Raw genomic sequence first — 18,682 nt, 5'->3', positions numbered from 1 at the left:
CCATGAAAAACAGAACATGCTATACAATGTTCAGCAGTGGAATACTTTTGCTTTTAAGCGCTCAACTCAATGCACAAGAATTATCCCTAATTGTCAAGGACAGTGACAATAAACCATTAAGTCAAGCGAATATCAAAGTTGACGGAAAAAACGTCGGCTATTCTAATCAACTTGGACAATTCATTTTTGCCAAAAGACCGTTGAATAATCCCATTCAATTGCGTGTGTCTTATACAGGCTTTTCAACGGTTGAAAAAATGGTTAATTTAGATACCGTTCAACAGCCCCTGTTATTTCAGCTCAATTCTACTCAACTTTTAGATGAAATTATCGTAACAGCTGGACGTAAAGCGGAAAACATTTCAACTGTTCCTTCTTCAGTTTCTATTTTAACCACAAAAGAAATCGAAGCTCAAAGTCAAATAAGCACCAATCTTTCCACAATTTTGGGTAATACCATCCCGGGCTTGGGAACCTCAACCAACAAAGCGACCAATTCTGGACAAACACTGCGTGGGCGATCTGTACTGGTGTTGATCGATGGAATTCCGCAATCTACACCTTTGATGAATGGACAACGTGATCTCCGGACCATTGACCCAAGTGTCATCGAGCGCGTGGAGGTTATCAAAGGTGCCACATCCATCTATGGAAATGGATCGGCAGGCGGGATTATCAATTACATCACACGCAATCCCTCCAAAGACGCTGCAGCTATCCAAGGAATCACCAGTCTACGAACAACATTCAATCCCGTACACAGCGCCGGCACCATGGGATATCGCATAGGACAAACCTTGTACGGACAAAAAAACAGATGGAATTATACCGTTAGCGGTTCGGCCGATTATGTTGGCTTGCAGCGCGATGGCGACGGAGTTCCCCTTGGTCAGACAGACGGTCTTTCGAACACCTATCAATACAATGCATTTTTAAAGGCCGGATACCGTATCGATAGTAGTTCCAATATTACAGCAGTGTACAACTTCTACAGAAGTAACCAACACAACAGATACATCAGCAAAACGGGTGTATATGGTCAAACGCCAACGATAGGCGTAAAAGGCGATGATCCAGGTAAACCTGCCGGAACTCCGTATAACCACAATGCCATGTTGACCTATACTAAAAGTAATCTATTCGCTTCGACAGCCTTAACTGCTTCTGTATACTACAATACATTTCGATCCATGAACCGTTATGTTGAGAAAGCCTCTGCATGGTACGGTCCGGGACAAACACAGATCAACTCGGAGAAAAAAGGCCTACGCGTTAACCTAAACACACCTTTCCAGGTATTGGGTTCCAATGCGGATATCACCTATGGTGTGGATTTATTAAATGATGTTACGGATCAAAATCTGACCGATGGCAGGGTCTATATTCCCTATATGAATATGTTAAACGTTGCTCCATACGCCCAGGTAAAAATTGATTTCCTAGAAAACTTAATCTTTAAAGGCGGTGTACGTTATGAAAATGCAACAGTCAAAATAAAGGATTTCAATACCATCGCTACAGGTCCCAACAACGAAGGAAGTATTGCTGTAAAAGGAGGCAATATCCCCTACAAAGGAGCGACCTTCAATGCAGGTTTGCGTTACAACAAATTCGCGATCTTTAATCCCTTCGTGAGTTTCTCTCAAGGTTTCGCGATCAATGAACTTGGCCGTATTGTACGTCGGGCAACAGATAATGATTTAGATAGCCTAAAAACTGATCCTATTATCACCAATAATTACGAAATCGGATTCTCAAGCAATTACAGCATTTTCCAGCTATCAGCATCTTGTTACTACAGTACTTCAAAAATGGGTGTTGAACTGGTGGACATTGGCGGTTACCTGATGCCACAACGTCTTCCAGAAGATGTGTATGGTTACGAAATTGCATTAAGCGCTCATATTTCGCCTCAATTGACCATCGGTGGAACCTATGCCTATGTGGAAGGAAAGTCAAAAAAAGACGATGGATCAAAATCCTACCTCAATGGTTCACGGATCTCGCCAGACAAAGCAACGGGATACATCTATTACACGCCAATCAAACCCTTAACTTTTCAGCTTTTTTGGGTACATACCGGGTCCCGGGATCGCTTTCTTCCAAACGATAAAGGCGTCTACAAAAACAGTGAAGGCCCCGTTAAAACTGTTGACCTATTTAACTTAAATGGAAATTACCAAGTAAACAAACAATGGTCTATCGGTATGGGTGTAGAAAACTTATTCAATAAAAACTATTACCCTGTTGTCAGTCAATATCGTGCCTTAAATGAAGAATACGTCAAAGGACAAGGTATATTGGCCTCATTTAACATTAACTATAAATTTTAATATGTTTAAGACCGTCATTCTTTGGTTGCATAAATGGCTCGGAATCATCACCGGAGTTGTGGTATTCATCCTAAGCCTGACGGGCAGCATATACACCTTTCAGGATGAGCTCAAGCTCTGGGCTTATCCTGAAAAATATTTTATCTCCGATACAACCATCCACTCAAAAACTCCACTACCATTAAGTACACTTCTTGACAGCGCACAGAAAAGCCTCAAAAAAAATCAAAAAATCACGCGGGTTGATCTCTATCCTTCGAAGAATCGTACCTGGGTATTTCGTGCCATAAAAACGGACGAAAAAGCATTTGGCCATTGGAATTATTACCGCTATTACAAACGCGTTTTCATCAATCCATATACTGGCCAGGTACAGCAAGTAGAGAATTCAAAAACAGAGTTCTTTCAGTTAGTGCTTCAGCTTCACCTAAACCTCCTCTTGGGCAAGCAATATGGCCACCCTATCGTCGCCTGGTCAACGGCCATTTTTGTCCTTATCTTACTTAGTGGTATTGTTCTTTGGTGGCCAAAAAAATGGAAGGGCAAGAATCTCAAGCGCAGTTTTTGGTTAGATACCAAAGTCAAATGGAAGCGACTGAACCACGACCTCCACAATGTCATCGGATTTTACAGTTTATTTATCGGATTGATTTTTGCCATTACGGGACTCGCTTTTGCTTTTCCGGATTTTAAAAAGACCTATAGCGCAACATTCAATTTATTGCAGTCGCCAACAGCTTCTTCCACACGTAGCTCCCCTATACCCTTGCCCGCTGTGGAAAAGAAATTTCAGGACAATGCGCTGCGGTATGCCTTGACAAATTATCCGGATGCTGAAATGATGTCGATCCGACTAAAAAAAGAGACCGAAACAGCAATGGATATACAGGTGAGACATCATGAAAAACGAAGTGGTGTATTTGACTGGCTTTATTATAATAAAGAAGAAAAGAGTCTTACAGCAGTCAAATCCAGCAACGAATTGCAGTATGGGGATAAGCTCGGTGCACTTAACTATGATATTCATACCGGTGCCATCGGTGGACTCACAACAAAAATTATTGCTTGCCTAGCTAGCCTCTTTTGTGCTTCCTTGCCCATCACCGGATACATCATCTGGATGAACAAAAGCAAAAAGAAGAAAAAGAAAGGTTATCAACATAATGTTAATAAGTACTGTTAATAACTGTATTTTTCTTTTAAACAGGTTTTCAACAGCGTTATTAACATAATGTGGAAAACTAACCCTCACCCTATTTACCGACGCAATCTCTTGTCCAAATTTACAGGAACACGATAAGCCAGCTGAAAAAACAACATACAAGAGGAAAAAGATGACAACCTTTAAATCGAGAAGAGCCCAACGCGAAGCAGGATCAACAGGGCGACACTAAAAAAAGGAAGCATTCTTCAACATAAGGAACCACAATATACAGCCTAAGAAGAAGGGCGAGCGGGAAAAAAGAAAATCCGATGCACAGGGTACACCGGATTTCTTCAATAATAAACCAACAACTAACTTTACAGATTCGGGTTCCGCACAGTCTCTTCGTATGGGATAGCAAACAAATAATAAGGGCTATTTTCCACAAAATTAGATCCATTAGGAAACTTAATAACCCGGTGCCCCTGCCCGTTCACTAGCTTCGGTTTGCCATCTGCACCCACAATTTGGACTTGAATAGGCTTGCCGTCTGCATCAACATAAGATTTTCGTGCAACCTTTCCTTGTGTTCGAAGAATATCCGACAGGGCAAATCCTTCCCCCCAAAGCTCTTTTCGTCTTTCAATCAGGATCGTTGCAATTAATTGATCCGTATCATTTCCTGAAAACAGCTTTGCATTCCTCGCTGCACGCAACTTATTCAAGGCCGCTACTGCTTTATCTTTTTCACCAGCCCGTGCGTACCCCTCGGCAGCGATCAAAACCATTTCCGAAGCACGCATATACACAATGTCACCGATCAAATTCGATTTAAACTTAAACTTCTTATACCGTAGAAAGCCCTCCCGACCGGGTAAATTATCCCATTCAAATAAACCGTAACGCACATCACTGGTATCGAATAAATCTTTAAAATAAGGATCGGCCATAAAACTATAGTAATAAGATCCAGCTGACGAAACATCCAAATAATGAAATGTATAACTTGCCACATTTTGCTCGTTAGTCTGCTGATGCCCCCAAATCCACTCGCTATTTCCAAGATCATTAAAACCCGCCTGATAATCTGACGGAGTCATTAAATTATACTTCTGAGCTGCTTTTTCAGCATACGCTGCGGCCAGTTTCCATTCGCCAACCTGCAGATAAGTCCGAGCGAGCAAACCATAAACAACCTCTGCATTGATTTCGTATTTATCCGCTCGACCAGCAGAAGCCAACAAGCTTTCACTGTCTTTGAGATCTTTCAAGATAAGTTCATACACTTCTGCCTGTGTTGACCTTGATTTTCCTTCAGTCGATAGTGTACTGGGTTCGGTATAAATCGGAACAGATTTCGCATTTTTGTCCTTGAGGTAACTAAACTGATAAAAGGTAGCAAGATTTAAGTAGGAAAATGCACGTAATGCTTTAGCTCTTCCCTTTAACACATTTTTAGTTTCAGTAGAGCCTTCGGCCCCATCTACCTTTGCAATGACATTGTTCATGTTATCGATCACCTTATACAACATAATCCAAAAAGAATTGACACGATTTGATCGATTATTTGTCAATTCGGTAAAGGCATAAGCATCACGATAGCCATATTTGGTGGTCACCGCCACATCACTTCCCATCGCATCACTAGTACGCATCACCGCTGTATATCCCGGATTAGCATAGGTAAAATAGGTATCATTTAAATACTTCCAGGTACCGTTGATCACCGTAGCAACATTGTCGGTGTTTTTAAAAACTTCACCTTCAGGCACTGCGGTCGTCGGATCCAGCTCAAGCGCATCCTTACATGATGCATTCACTAGGGAGAGCGCCAATATGATATATACAATTTTTAGTTTCATGATTTTCATTTAAATTCTCAGATTAACAATAAGGCATTAAAAAACAAGCTGAATACCACCAGAGATTGTTCGCATTGCCGGATAGCGAAAATAGGTCGCCCCATTCACCGTCTGTTCTGGATCCATTCCTTGATGACCATAAAATGTCAATAGATTTTCGGCTGTTGCAAAGACGCGAAGTTTTTCTACACCTATCCGCTTCAATAAATCCGAAGGTAATCGATAACCTAAACTTACATTTTTAAGGCGTGCATAAGTGCCACTGTAAAGAAAGCGTGTGGACGAAGAAGTCCAATTCAAGTTATCAGTTGTCAATTTAGGCACATCGGTCTGCGTATGCTCAGGCGTCCAGCGCTCGAGGATCTCCTTTGACCAAGCGCGTCCTGGATTATTACCGCTATGCATAAGCTGAATATAATCGTTATCTAATATCTGTCCACCCAAACTAAAACTCAATAAAGCAGACAAATCAAAATTTTTGTAGGTGAAACTGTTTTGAATCCCGCCGACAAGATCCGGCAATGAAGTTCCGGCAATAAAATTACCAGCCTTACTGTATTCCGAAGTTTTTTCACCTGTTTTATTACCGTCCTTATCAGCAGTATACCATTGCGGCAGACCGTTATCTGGATTTACTCCAGCCCATTCCGGCAGATAAAAATCATAGATACTTCCGCCTACGCGCAGGAGTTTATTCCCTGTAATGATCGGTTTGTTATCTTTTGGCAAAGCTGTAATCTTGTTTTTATAATGCGAAAGATTGACGTCTAAATTCCATTTAAAATTTTCATTTCGAACGGGGACAGTACGAATATCCACGTCGACACCTGTATTTTTCAGCGCTCCTATATTTGCATCATAGCCTGTATATCCTGTTGAATAAGCCATCGGCATTGTAAATAGCAAATCTTTACTTCGACGGTTAAAGTACTCCACACTTAACGACACCCGGTTCTCAAAAGCGGATACGTCAACCCCCACATTCAAATTAAGGTTCGACTCCCATTTTAGATCCGGCGTAGCCAACCTGCCGGTATAGGTACCGCCCTTACCTAAGCTATTGGCAATCGTATAAAGTCCTTTATAAGCATAATAGGTACCTAAATTATCGTTTCCTTGTCCACCATAACTCGCTCTGACGGTTAACTGATTAACCGTTGTATTATCCTTCAGAAAATCCTCCTGCTTCAGTTTCCATGAGCCGCCCACAGACCAGAATGTACCCCAACGTTTATCCGGCGAAAAACGAGATGAGCCATCTGTCCGTAAGGAAGTTGAAAAATAGTATTTGTTATCATAGTTATACTCCGCTCTTCCCAAAAAGCTCAGTAACCTATAATCAACACTGGATCCTGTAAAATTATTAAGTTGAGATGCAGCAGCAGGTTCGTCAAAATAAGGAAGTACAAACTGTTGTCTGCTACCATTTATATTACTGCTGTTAAAATCATAGTATTCCTGTCCGGCCAATACATTGAGGGAATGCAAACCAAACTGCTTTTCATAGGTCAGCAAATTATTCCAGGTCTGTGCGACCGTACGTACGTTTGAACGATACACATACCCCCCGGTGTTCACACCATCGCCCAACAATGGATTAGTGTAGTCGTGCGTATTTCCATTGAGATAATCAAGACTATAAGTCGACTTAAACTTTAAGTTTTTAGAAAACAAAACTTCCAAATAGGTTCGCGCAGATAGATTTTCACGGCGGATATCATTTCGATCCAAAGGAAGAGATGCTGCCAGATTATTACGTGGAGTCGCACCACTTGGACGATATTCTCCAAAATCGTAAATCTTGTTTCCGGCTCCATCAAGGACATATGAGCCATCCGCATTCCGCTCATAGTACGGATAAAAAGACGGGACCAGTCTCGTAAAATTTATAATATTAGCCGTATTACTGTCTTCAGACTGCGGGTATTTTTGTTGTGTACTGCTACCACCTATATTCAGACCTACATTTAACCAAGACTTGACTTTACTGTCAATATTTGCACGCAGATTATAGCGTTTAAAGCCCGATTCAATTGCAATTCCTTGATCATTGAGATAACCTCCTGAAATGTAGTAGGTACTTTTCGCACTACCACCGCTAAATCCGAGGTCTGCCTGTGTACGCACCCCAGTACGTTGCAATACGTCGGTCCATGGATCATTCCAAAGCGTTTTTGCTCCAGCAACCAATTTACCATCTACGCCGACCGGCTGTGGGTATTGACTGCCGTAAGGATTAATATTTAAATCTGTCAATACGGTCTTACTTGCATTGGACGCCGCTTGCTCTGCCGTAAGGCCATTTGATAGGTTTTTATTTCTTAAAGCTTCCCAATAGAGTTGAAAATATTCATCGGTCGACACCTGATCATAGTCACGAACTGCACGTGTTGAATAGCCCTGTGTAAAATTGAGATTAATCTTGGTGTTGTCGGAAGTCACACCCGACTTTGTGGTAATGATAATCACCCCATTTGCCCCTCTGGAACCATAAAGTGCACTTGATGCTGCATCTTTTAAAACAGAGATGGACTGAATGTCATTCGGATTGATGGAGTTAATATCTCCTGCATAGGGACTACCATCTAACACGATCAAAGGTGCACTGGAGGCATTAATGGAGCCGATACCCCTAATACGGATGGCTGCTTCAGTACCTGGCTGTCCCGAGGACGCCACGGACTGTAAGCCCGGTACCTGTCCCTCTAATGCTTTGGTAATATTTGACACTTGTCTATTTTCGATCGCTTTGCTGCTTACTGTACTGACCGATCCCGTTATGTTTGTACGTTTGGCAGTACCGTAAGCCACGACCACCACCTCTTCCAGATCTGTACTGGAGGGTTTCAAGGACAATGTTAAGTTTGTGCTTGTTGCTTTTAGCTGTTGAGATTCATAACCAACAAAAGAAAATTCCAATACAGGTAATACGTCACCTGTGACATTGATTGTAAACTCTCCTTTTGAATTCGTTAAGGTTCCTTGATTTTGCCCCGAAATGCGAACATTTACTCCAGGAAGTAGGTGACCGGTATTGGCATCAACAACTTTTCCTTGTATAGCCCGCTGCTGAGCATAGAGCCTGTTCATATTGACCCCCGATAATGCTATAGCAGCAATAGGAATGTATTTAAGTTTTGCGTACATCGTAAGAATGCTTTACTAAATAAGTTAAGTGTGATTAAAAACAAAAAACACGGCGGCTTCTTGCACTCGAATAAAAACTACTTGTTTAATAGATTTTATTCGAGTGCAAATATATAACAAAATCCATTGAATTACTAGATTTTAAGAGCTAAAAACAAAAAACACTAATACTCAGCAATTTAATTTATAATTATGTCTAGAAAAATATTTTTTAGTTAGCTAACTCACCATTATTGATCAAGCCATTTTTGAAACTTCGGGGACCGTTCCTCACTAACAATGACGACAATTCCTTCTGGGGTTGAAGGCATTAGCTCTAACTTGATTCGATTTCGACTAATCTTTAACATGGACTGGATGGCATCTATCCGAACAAGGAATTTCCTATTGATCTGAAAGAAAACTGTGGGATCCACCTGTGAAACGAGATGTGTGATGGTATCTTCAATAATATATGCAATTCCCGATCCTTTTTCTACGGCATACAGCTCTTTGTCTTCTGCCATAAAATAGGCAATATCAGCAATGGCCAGCGACTTTAAAAAATTACCGTATTTCACTAGGAAGCGCTGTTTGAGCCGAGGTTCTACGTTGGGTAGTAGCGGTTCGATACGTTTCATGATCTCCGCCAACTCGTCGCTATCGAAAGGCTTTAACAGATAGGCATAACCCTTATTTTGGAAGGCCTCCAATGCATATTGTTCGTAAGCAGTCGTAAAAATCAGTGGCACATCGATCGATACCTGTTTAAAAATTTCAAAGCTCAGCCCATCCATCAGGTGGATATCCATAAAAATCAGATCGAATTGATTTCTATTGATCGTCGTCACCGCTTCCTGAACCTCTTTTGCATTGGTAAAGATCAATTCGCTTTCTCCATAGAGCGCAGTCAACATTTCCTTTAAGCCTACAAAAGCCCAGTCTTCGTCTTCGACAATCAGTATTTTCCATCCCATGGGTTGAATGTAATAAAAAATCCATTTCCTAAAAAAAGAAAATGGATTAATATATATAGGATAAAAAAAAATCGATTATTTTAACAGATCGGGATTATTATTGATTGCCTCCTGTGGATAACGAATCACATAACGTGGATCGTTCTGCTGCAGGGTTACCGTCCTACCGAAACTACTGTGTGTGATCGCCGGTCTTGTCGTCCGTTTTAGATCATACCAGCGTAATCCCTCTAGCGCCAGTTCACGCTTGCGTTCCAGCAGAACCGCATCTAGCAATTGCTCCTTTGACAAACCTGCGTCGGCCTTCGTTTCTTTGGCGTATGCATCTGCGGTAAATCTGTTTTTCTTTAAAGCAGACAGGTATTTTAATGCTTCTGCTGTATTTCCCAGACGAACATAACATTCGGCCATCGTCAAATAAAGATCAGCATTTCTAAAACTCACGTTAAAACGGTTGTCTCCACCTTTGAGGGATACATAATCGCCCCCACTTTTTTGGAAGTAACGACCTTTTCTCAAATCACCTGCTAAATAACTGTCTAATAAGGCCGGTGAAATAAAGGAACTTGTACGTACTCCAGGAACAGATACTTTTTCCAAAGCCATAATCATCTCTGTGGATTCAAAATCATTCGGAAGTAGGCTTCCAGCAACATTGAGATCAACCAATTTGTCATTTATAACCAAAGCTTTTTTAGCGGCATCAATTGCTTCCTGCCACTCACCGCGGTATAAATGAACGCGTGAGGCCATTGCAAAAGCAGCGCGTTTGCTAAAGCGATAGTTAACACCTTTTGCCTGATCATCCACAGTCAGTAACGCTGTCCCTTTTTCCATGTCAGTCAGGATCTGCGTATAAGACTCTCCAATGGTCGCGGGAACAAAACGTTGTTCCAGGTCAATCTTTGTTGATAAAGGAACGCCCCGAAGCCCTGCATTGCTCGCCGAATAGACCTCACTGTAAAGATTTAACAACTCAAAATGAGCATAAGACCGCATGAGATAAGCTTCACCCTTGATCTGGTCTACTGTACCATTACTAGCCAACTTGTCATCGATCGTACTGATGATCTGATTCGTATAAAAAATACTTTTATAGAATGCCAAATAAGGATAAGCAATTGTTGCAGGATCGGGGTTTTGATCGTTCCAAAGATAGATATCTTTGGTTCTAGCCGCATCTGTCGAACTTTCATCCAACAATAGTTCATCTGTACGCAAGGACAAATAAGACTTATGCGCAGGAAAACCAGTATAACTACTTGTCATTAACCCTCTAAAATCACTTTCCGAGGCAGGAATGACCGTTCCTACCGGTTGTATATCTAAATATTTATTGCAGGATGCCAATGCACTAGCAGCCATTACCATTCCAAAATAAACTATTTTTTTCATGTTATAAATCAGTTAAAAGAATTAAAAACTTGCTGACAGACCAAAAGCAAAAGATTTGCTGATCGGCTGCGCATAATAGTTTCCATAAGTCTCCGGATCAAAATACCCTTCATAATTTGCTCCGAAAACAAATAGATTACGTCCTTCTACATTCACGCGTAAATTGCTTGCACCAATTTTTTTGCTTAGTGCAGGAGGTAGTGTATATCCCAAACGTACGCTATTGATACGGACATAACTCATTTTCTTAGCCCAAATATCATACTGGCTGAATGAATTGATTGGATCATTACTCTCCAACCACGCGTAGGCCATCCAGCGGTCATTTAATTCAGAACTTATACTTCCCAAAGCAGGCATATTACCACCCTTTTGTAGGACATTCAAAAGATCTGTTGTATAATTCTGTCCGCGGTCGACCTTCGCTGGATTATAAGTCGGTGTACGGCTTACCCAACGCTCCAGATTGAAGACAGCTGAAATCGCCAAGTCAAAGTTAGCATAACGGAAACGGTTGGTCATACCACCGATAAACTTCGGATCTTTACTACCCTTGTATTTAAATTTAGAACGGTATTCTGCAGCTGTCATGTCGGTTTGCGACATATAACCCGGCAAGAAATCAGCCCAAGGATCGTATAAACCATAAAACTCTTCAAAGCTTGAAACCGATCCATCTTGATTTCTAAATTGCATCACACCATCTTTATCCAGTCCAGCCGTTTCCAGCACATATAGACCACTGATTGGGCGCCCTTCCTGTGCCTCTGGTGCATAAGCCTTCGGATCATTCATAACCTTCAATAACTTATTGTCATTATGTGCGATATTAAAGTCCGTTGACCAGGAGAATTTATCTGTTTGAATCTGACGGCTTGATATGGTCAGTTCTACACCTTGGTTTCGTGCTGAGGCCCAATTGACCTGCACATTCTGGAAACCGTTTTCTAAAGGCAATGCACTATAAGCTATTAGGTCGGTACTTTTTCTGTTGTAATAGTCAACCGTAATATTCAATCTATTCTTCCATAGACCTAGATCAACTCCAGCATTATAAGATTGCGTACGCTCCCAACGTAATTTATCATTTGCAGGTATCTCAACCGTAACTGTTCCTTCATTATAACCCGAAATTAAAGTCGAATTTCCATACCTTCCAACGATAAATGGATAGGTATTCCGATCGACATTGCCCTGGATACCGTAGGAAGCACGTAAACGGAGATCCGATAACGCCGTTTTTCCTTTGATGAAGTCCTCCTCAAGTACGTTCCAGGATCCGGACAAAGACCAGATTGGTAAGAAACGATATTGCGGATCTACACCGAACATATTTGAGCCGTCATAACGAATACTACCATTGACGTTGTATTTACGATCAAACGTATAGGTCGCATTTCCATAAAAAGAGGCATATGAGTTCTCGATATATCCCTTACTATACTGAAGGAATTTGGCGTTTGTTTGATCATTACTATTTGGAAAAACAATACTTTGTGTAGTTAAAGTCGCTGGATTGTAGCCAAAACCTTTGGTTGATACGGCTTTATTCGTACTACGGCGCAGCTCTGTTCCTCCCATCAATTCCAGCTCATGTCTGTCGTTCCAAGTTTTGTTATATTTTAGGTAAGTTTTCCAATTATATTGGAAGATACTATTATTGATATTTTCGATCTTACCTCCTGTAGGCAAGAAATATTTATACGTTTTAGTTGCAGAATCGTAATACCGCGTCGAAGCCCGCAACTTGCGCGTATTATAACTTTCCTGATCGGCAAATTTTTCTGTGCTGTTTTCATCAAACTGCAAACCAAATTCGGAGCGTAATGACAATTGTGGAATAATAGTATATTCCAGGTAACCAATCGCTTTCAGTGCCTTATTCGTTAACGTATATTTGGTATTCTCCCTTTCTTCTATAGCATTGAAAGGAATATAGGTATCTTTTTCATAGCCTTCAATATCCGGATCATAATTGTATTTACCAGATTGATCACGTACAGTCAAGTATGGATTAACCAAACGCATATAATTACTAGGATTAGTAAAGGCATCGTCATCCTGGATTGGGTTCTGCCTATTTGAAACGGATCCTAATAGATTGATTCCAGCTTTGAATCTGTCGTTAATATTGAAGTCATTATTTAATGTCAAAGAATAACGACGAAGATCTGCTCCTTTTGTTGCTCCCTTCTCATCGTAAAAACCGCTGGACAAATAATAACGATGCCCGTCATTACCACCAGAAATTGAAGCTGAATACTGCTGATTCAAAGCTTGACGATAAAGTTCTTTTCCCCAATCCGTCTGTTGTGTGCGCAATTGATTGATTGACTGCTGTACTTCAGGTGATAAGGCTGCCAAACCACCCGAACGGTAAGCATCCAATGCATTTGCTTTGTTTAATATCCGCATAACGGCCCCCTTATCCGCACGATAATTTAAATCGGTGCGGTCGGCCATCAAGAGTTCAAAGTCCACTTTTTCATTGGCATCCATCAGGTTGAGTTTACCGAAATCCGGACGTTGCGTCACAAAAGTATTTGCTGATACCTGCAGTTTTGCAGGTCCAGATTTCCCCCTTTTTGTGGTAATCACAATGACTCCATTTGCCGCCCTCGCGCCATAGATGGAAGTCGCCGCTGCATCCTTTAATACCGTAATATCGGCGATATCGTCAGGATTGATACCCGCAATCGGAAGATTACTCAAGCTATTCAAATTGTCTTTGTCAATTCGTTTGGGCAATTCAGCTCCTTCAATCGGTAAGCCATCGATGACCCATAAGGGGTCTTGTGTGCCATTGAGTGATACCGTACCCCGGATACGGATCTGTGGCGCGCTGTTAGGTCCACCATTAAAATTACTCAGCTGCAAGCCTGCGACCTGACCAGCCAACATTTCGTCGATCGATGAAACTCCGGTTTGTTTGATATCAGCGACATTGATTTTATTGTAAGCCGTCGTATTCTTACGTTTTTTGATATCCGTATAACCTGTTACGATCACTTCATCTAAAGATTCACCACTTGGCTGAAGCAAGATTGTCTTATGATCCTGAAATACCGGCACCTGAATACGCTGGTACCCGACATAGCTAATCGTTACATATTTTAAATTACTAGGCACTTTTAAGCGAAATTCTCCAGCCGCATCGGTCAATGAACCCAATGCCGACTGCTGCACCTGATTAGGTACACCGATATCTTCTGCTACTGCCGAACTTTCAACGACAACTGTCGCCCCCACGACAGGTTTTAAAGTGACCGCATCCAGAACCTTTCCTTTCAATTCTCTGGATTCCTGCGCATGCGCAACGTGCACACACATGAAGGTCAACGGTATTAAAAACTTATTCATTTTGGTAGATGTTAATATATTAGTTTAATTCTAAGGTATTTGCAATACGCAATAAAAGATCCATGTAATGCGATTTTGTCGTCGCATCACCAGTCCGCTGCTTTTGTTTCAACAACTGGTAAATCTCATATAATTCAGCGCGTTTATAAGTCAGCATATCCGAAGTACGGATCATACCAGTGACATGTACATTCCGCAGTCCAGCTTTTGAAGAGGATGCATGTTGTGGATGTAAACATAGATCAGGTTGCGTCGCTTCAACCAGCTGCTCGATACCTGCTAGTTTCTTCGCATTTAGTTTCTCCATCGATTTGTTGGTAGAGACCATCAGCACATCCACATAGTTTTGTTGCAGCATCCGTGTTTTAAGATCCAACGATTGTCCGCTGATGGTTTTAGCAAAAACCGTCTGACGTACAGAAGTTAAAAACTCCGGTGCGCTCCATGCTTTCTTACTTCCGAAAAGATTTTCCATCTCAACCATACGCAGCAAACGTTCATCATTGACCAGTTTATACAACATAGCGTATTGAAATTCACGTTGTAAGTTATAAGGAGCGTACTCAAATGGTCCTATCGGAGAATCTTTCAATGGAAAAGTTTTTGCCATCAGCTCCGGAACGAACAACCATTCGGGCATGTAAAAGACATTCTTCTTGAGGTACTCCAAAGCACGTAGTTGTTTGTCTTTTGGTACTGGGCTATAGGCATCTTTTTGATCACCCAAAACAGCATTTTCGAGGTAAATACCACCAATATTATTTAAAACATGATCAGCATATGCATACCATTGTCCAACCACGCCCATATACAACTTACCGGCACGGTAGTAATCATCGCCGACATTGGTTGTCCAATTGATAATATTAGGCATCATGCGACGCAGATTCAGCATACCATATTCGCCAGCCTTCATGGCGTCATCACCAAGATCTTCCGATTGAGCCCGCGGATCAACGATATTTTTAGAGTCCTGCTGTTCACCGTAATGATAAATAGGATCATGTACATGGCTATCAATTTCCTTTCTCAGCAAAGGGATTTCATCCCAAGGCTGTGTTTTGCCATACCAGCGGTAGGCCCAGCCAATGGCATACTTGTCGTAAGCACCGATCACGGGAGTAATCTGTTCTACGCCATCCTCAGGCTGTGCGACATAATTGAAACGTGCGTAATCCATGATGGAAGGAGCGGTCCCTCCCATTTTAGCGGTGAAGCTTTTGCTACGCAACGAATCAACAGGGAAACTTGCCGAAGAGCCCATATTGTGCATCAATCCAAGCGTGTGTCCAATTTCATGGGACGACACAAAACGAATAGCATGTGCCATTTTCTCATCGGAGAAAACATTAGCACGTACTGATGTATCTACGATACCGGTCTGTATGCGCATCCAACTGTTCAAAATAGTCATGACGTTGTGCCACCAAATCACGTCAGCTTCTAATATCTCCCCTGAGCGTGGATCAACAACAGATGGCCCCATGGCATTAGCTTGAGCAGATGCTGCGTATACAATAGAAGAAACATTAGCGTCGTCTGGATCAAATTTGACACTATCCGGCTGTTGTTTGGCCAGAATTGCATTTTTGAAGCCAGCAGCTTCAAAGGCGACCTGCCAATCATGTACGCCATCAATAATGGCCTGACGCCATTGTTTTGGGGTCGCTGGGTCCAAATAAAAGACAATCGGTTTTTTGGGTTCGACCAGCTCCCCTTTCAGATAGCGCGCTTTGTCTTCGTCACGCGGTTCCAAACGCCAGCGATTGACCAGATTTTTCTTATCCAGTTCTTGTTGTTTATCGTTAAAATACCAACGCGGCGAAGTAAAGAAACCAACCCTTGGATCTGCAAACCGGGCAACCATAGGCGTTTCAGGCAGTTCGTAAAGGTTACTTGTAATTTCCAAAGAAACCGGTACAGATTCATTACCTTCCGTCACCTTGGTAGAAAATACAGACTTCACAACGATATTATTCGCATAGGATTTGATATCTTCAACTGTAGATATACTGGTTTTAGGTGAAGTTCCCAAACCCAAGGAAGTAAACACATCCGTAAAACTCTTTTCTGAACCATCAAATACCTTATTGACTTTGATTACAACAGCACTTGAATCTTTTGAATAACTTTCAATCTTAAAAGATTCAATATAAGAAGGGCGGTAATTATCGTATACCGAAGCGGCTATTGCGTCACCTTTAGGGACTTCCACCTGAGGTTTGATCTCCGAAACCCACACTTCTTTCTTCTCCTTGCGGAGTGTAAACCGGATGACCTTATTTTCATAATTCATTCCTTTGTTTACCCCAGCCTCATTTAAAGCCAATGGAACGGAAGACAGCTTCTGTATCAACAGAATATCCTGCCCCATTTTCTTCAATGGAATTTCAAAATAGTAATTATTTTCCTTACGAATTACCGTAAACATACCAGTATCAACCCGGGCATCTTTAAACAATTTGTCGTACGCAGCTGTCGTATCTTTCTTGGCAATAGAATCTTTAGCAGAAGTAACCGTTTCTTTTTTTCGCAGGCCTACTGTTTGCAATAATGAACAAGATTGCATTAGACCAGCGGAAAATAAAAGACCTATGGCTAACTTAGTGTAAGTGTTTTTCATCAAATAAATATTTTGAGCCCTTGTTTTCAAAGGTGATATCTGAGCTCGTTGCACTCCATGTGTTTTTCAAAAGTGATGACGGATCATCAAGCTATTATCTCGTGTTATCCATAAGCTAATTTTAGCTTACTACAGAACGATTAGAAAGTAATTTTGTCTATTCCAAGCAGGTCAATTCCAAGTCATTTATACTTAAAACTTATGCTATTTGATCGGATAGGATTAGGCTAACCACGAACTAATATTTCTAGATTAGGAGCCAAATTTGTTAAAAATATTATACAGAAAAGTATGCAAAGCGATGAACACGCAGTTTAAAGGTATGAACACGCGCTACTAAAACATGAACACGTAAACCGACCATCTTTTATTCTTCATTTTCAACTGGATGAGAGTGGTAAGTATACCGAAAAAAAGTCCGATTCTATCCCGTACCGAAAGCCCGACATCGCATAATAACGATAGATGGATGCTAAATAATTAAGCCCATACCCCTCACCTTCCAGCTCTGCCCCCTGTCTGGGCTGCCAGTTATTGCGGATTTCCAGCACGTTTTCTTCAACAAGATAGATGATCTGAATCTTCAGCGGATGTTCGATCGAAATACGGGTATGCTTGATCGCATTTTCTACCAGCATCTGCAGGCCCAAACGTGGAATTTTCCGATCCAAACATGTTGCTGGCAGCCGAATTTCCATATCACTTAAGGCCGCTCCGAACCGCACCTGCTGTAAAAAGAAATAGGCTTTGGCCAATTCCAGCTCCTCCCCCAATGATGACCATTCGGCTTCATCTGTGCGGAGCATCTTCCGGTAGACTTTTGTCATCTTGCCAATAAAAGACTTCGCAAGATCATTGTCCTTTCCAATCAGGTATTGAAGCGACCCAAATGTATTGAATAAAAAATGCGGATTGATCTGCTGCCGCAGTTGAACCAACTGCATGCGCGTATATTCATTCTCTTGCTTCAGGGATTGCAGTTTCAGTTGCTGAATCTTGCGACGCTCCACGATATTAAAGTAGATTAACACCATAGCTACCAACATCAAGCCCACACCAAGCAAGATGCTATACGTTAGCAATTCTTGGATTTCCTCTTCAATACTCAGCAACAGGACATACACCTTGATTTCACCACCCACTAAAAGAATGTTACAGGGATACGAATTGACCATAACGTCCAGCTGAAGAAAATCAGATTTCACAATCTGTCCTTGTTTTGCAACTGCTGTACTGGCCCGCTTACCCCACTTTCGATTATCTGGAGAATACACACATAATCCACGGTCGTCGTAAATCTCGAAATAAGCTCGTCTTCCGAAATTGAGTTCCGCGAAATAGGCATTCAATTTTACTACATCCAGATAAATGTGATATAGTCGGTGATTTATTGTCCGTGTGCGTAACAAGGTAAGCATTCGCTGATTGACAGAGTCCGCTTGTCCAACCGGCAAAACGACCAACAGCGAGTCAGCACTTTCTTTTAGATCAAAGGCGGGCTGATTTAAGATCTTTTTTTCCGAAAGGAATAGATCTTGCTGCAACAACTCCAATTGCTTTTTGACAAGCAACATATTCTCATCTGCAAAATCGATCAGTATCCTCTTCTTAAGGAGGTCTACTTTATGATGGATAATACCGAGCAAGCCCCCCCCAATCAACAACAACAAAAACAAACAGGCAGTCAGGATGATACTATTCTTCTGTTCGGCATTTTTAAATCGAAATTTCACGCTGCAAAAATACATGAAATTTTTAAAAGCCTATGCAAAGCACTTCGCAAGAAAGGCTTTAACGCGGCCTCTTGTCAATGAAAAACGACATAATCCAAGCCCTTTTCAAAATAAATGCATCACATAACT

General features: G+C 41.4%; 9 protein-coding genes. 2 read left to right on the top strand and 7 right to left on the bottom strand.

Annotation, left to right across the window (positions count from 1 at the left end):
• Window positions 1–2: 2 nt before the first annotated feature.
• Together B3600_RS06265 and B3600_RS06260 are read left to right on the top strand one after the other, a co-directional pair.
• A complete protein-coding gene (locus B3600_RS06265; RefSeq protein WP_286752417.1) occupies window positions 3–2,333 on the top strand; it encodes a TonB-dependent receptor in 2,331 nt (776 codons plus the stop codon).
• A 1-nt stretch (window position 2,334) separates the two neighbouring features.
• Window positions 2,335–3,516 (top strand): PepSY-associated TM helix domain-containing protein, encoded by a 1,182-nt coding sequence (locus tag B3600_RS06260; RefSeq protein WP_286752416.1) that lies wholly within the window; start codon window positions 2,335–2,337, stop codon window positions 3,514–3,516.
• A gap of 338 nt (window positions 3,517–3,854) precedes the next feature.
• Here the strand turns inward: B3600_RS06260 and B3600_RS06255 are convergent, their stop codons facing one another.
• From B3600_RS06255 to B3600_RS06225, 7 genes are all read right to left on the bottom strand, one after another.
• On the bottom strand, window positions 3,855–5,339 hold the full coding sequence (locus B3600_RS06255; protein ID WP_286752415.1) for a RagB/SusD family nutrient uptake outer membrane protein: 1,485 nt from the start codon (window positions 5,337–5,339) through the stop codon (window positions 3,855–3,857).
• Window positions 5,340–5,375: 36 nt separating this feature from the next.
• A complete protein-coding gene (locus B3600_RS06250; RefSeq protein WP_286752414.1) occupies window positions 5,376–8,486 on the bottom strand; it encodes a SusC/RagA family TonB-linked outer membrane protein in 3,111 nt (1,036 codons plus the stop codon).
• 230 nt (window positions 8,487–8,716) lie between these two features.
• Window positions 8,717–9,442: a LytR/AlgR family response regulator transcription factor gene (locus B3600_RS06245; RefSeq protein ID WP_046673927.1), complete on the bottom strand. Its 726-nt coding sequence runs from the start codon at window positions 9,440–9,442 to the stop codon at window positions 8,717–8,719.
• 75 nt (window positions 9,443–9,517) lie between these two features.
• The gene (locus tag B3600_RS06240; protein WP_286752413.1) at window positions 9,518–10,837 is read right to left on the bottom strand and encodes a RagB/SusD family nutrient uptake outer membrane protein; all 1,320 of its coding nucleotides are present in this window, start codon (window positions 10,835–10,837) and stop codon (window positions 9,518–9,520) included.
• Window positions 10,838–10,858: 21 nt separating this feature from the next.
• Window positions 10,859–14,197, bottom strand: coding sequence for a SusC/RagA family TonB-linked outer membrane protein (locus tag B3600_RS06235; protein WP_286752412.1), 3,339 nt, complete (start codon window positions 14,195–14,197; stop codon window positions 10,859–10,861).
• Window positions 14,198–14,216: 19 nt separating this feature from the next.
• Window positions 14,217–16,820, bottom strand: coding sequence for a zinc-dependent metalloprotease (locus tag B3600_RS06230; RefSeq protein WP_286752411.1), 2,604 nt, complete (start codon window positions 16,818–16,820; stop codon window positions 14,217–14,219).
• A 380-nt stretch (window positions 16,821–17,200) separates the two neighbouring features.
• A complete protein-coding gene (locus tag B3600_RS06225) occupies window positions 17,201–18,568 on the bottom strand; it encodes a sensor histidine kinase (protein ID WP_046673923.1) in 1,368 nt (455 codons plus the stop codon).
• Between the last annotated feature and the right edge of the window lie 114 nt (window positions 18,569–18,682).

It is taken from the genome of Sphingobacterium sp. UBA2480 (assembly GCF_002341965.1).
In the GTDB taxonomy this organism is placed as follows: domain Bacteria; phylum Bacteroidota; class Bacteroidia; order Sphingobacteriales; family Sphingobacteriaceae; genus Sphingobacterium; species Sphingobacterium multivorum.
This window is presented reverse-complemented; position numbering and strand designations above follow the sequence as displayed.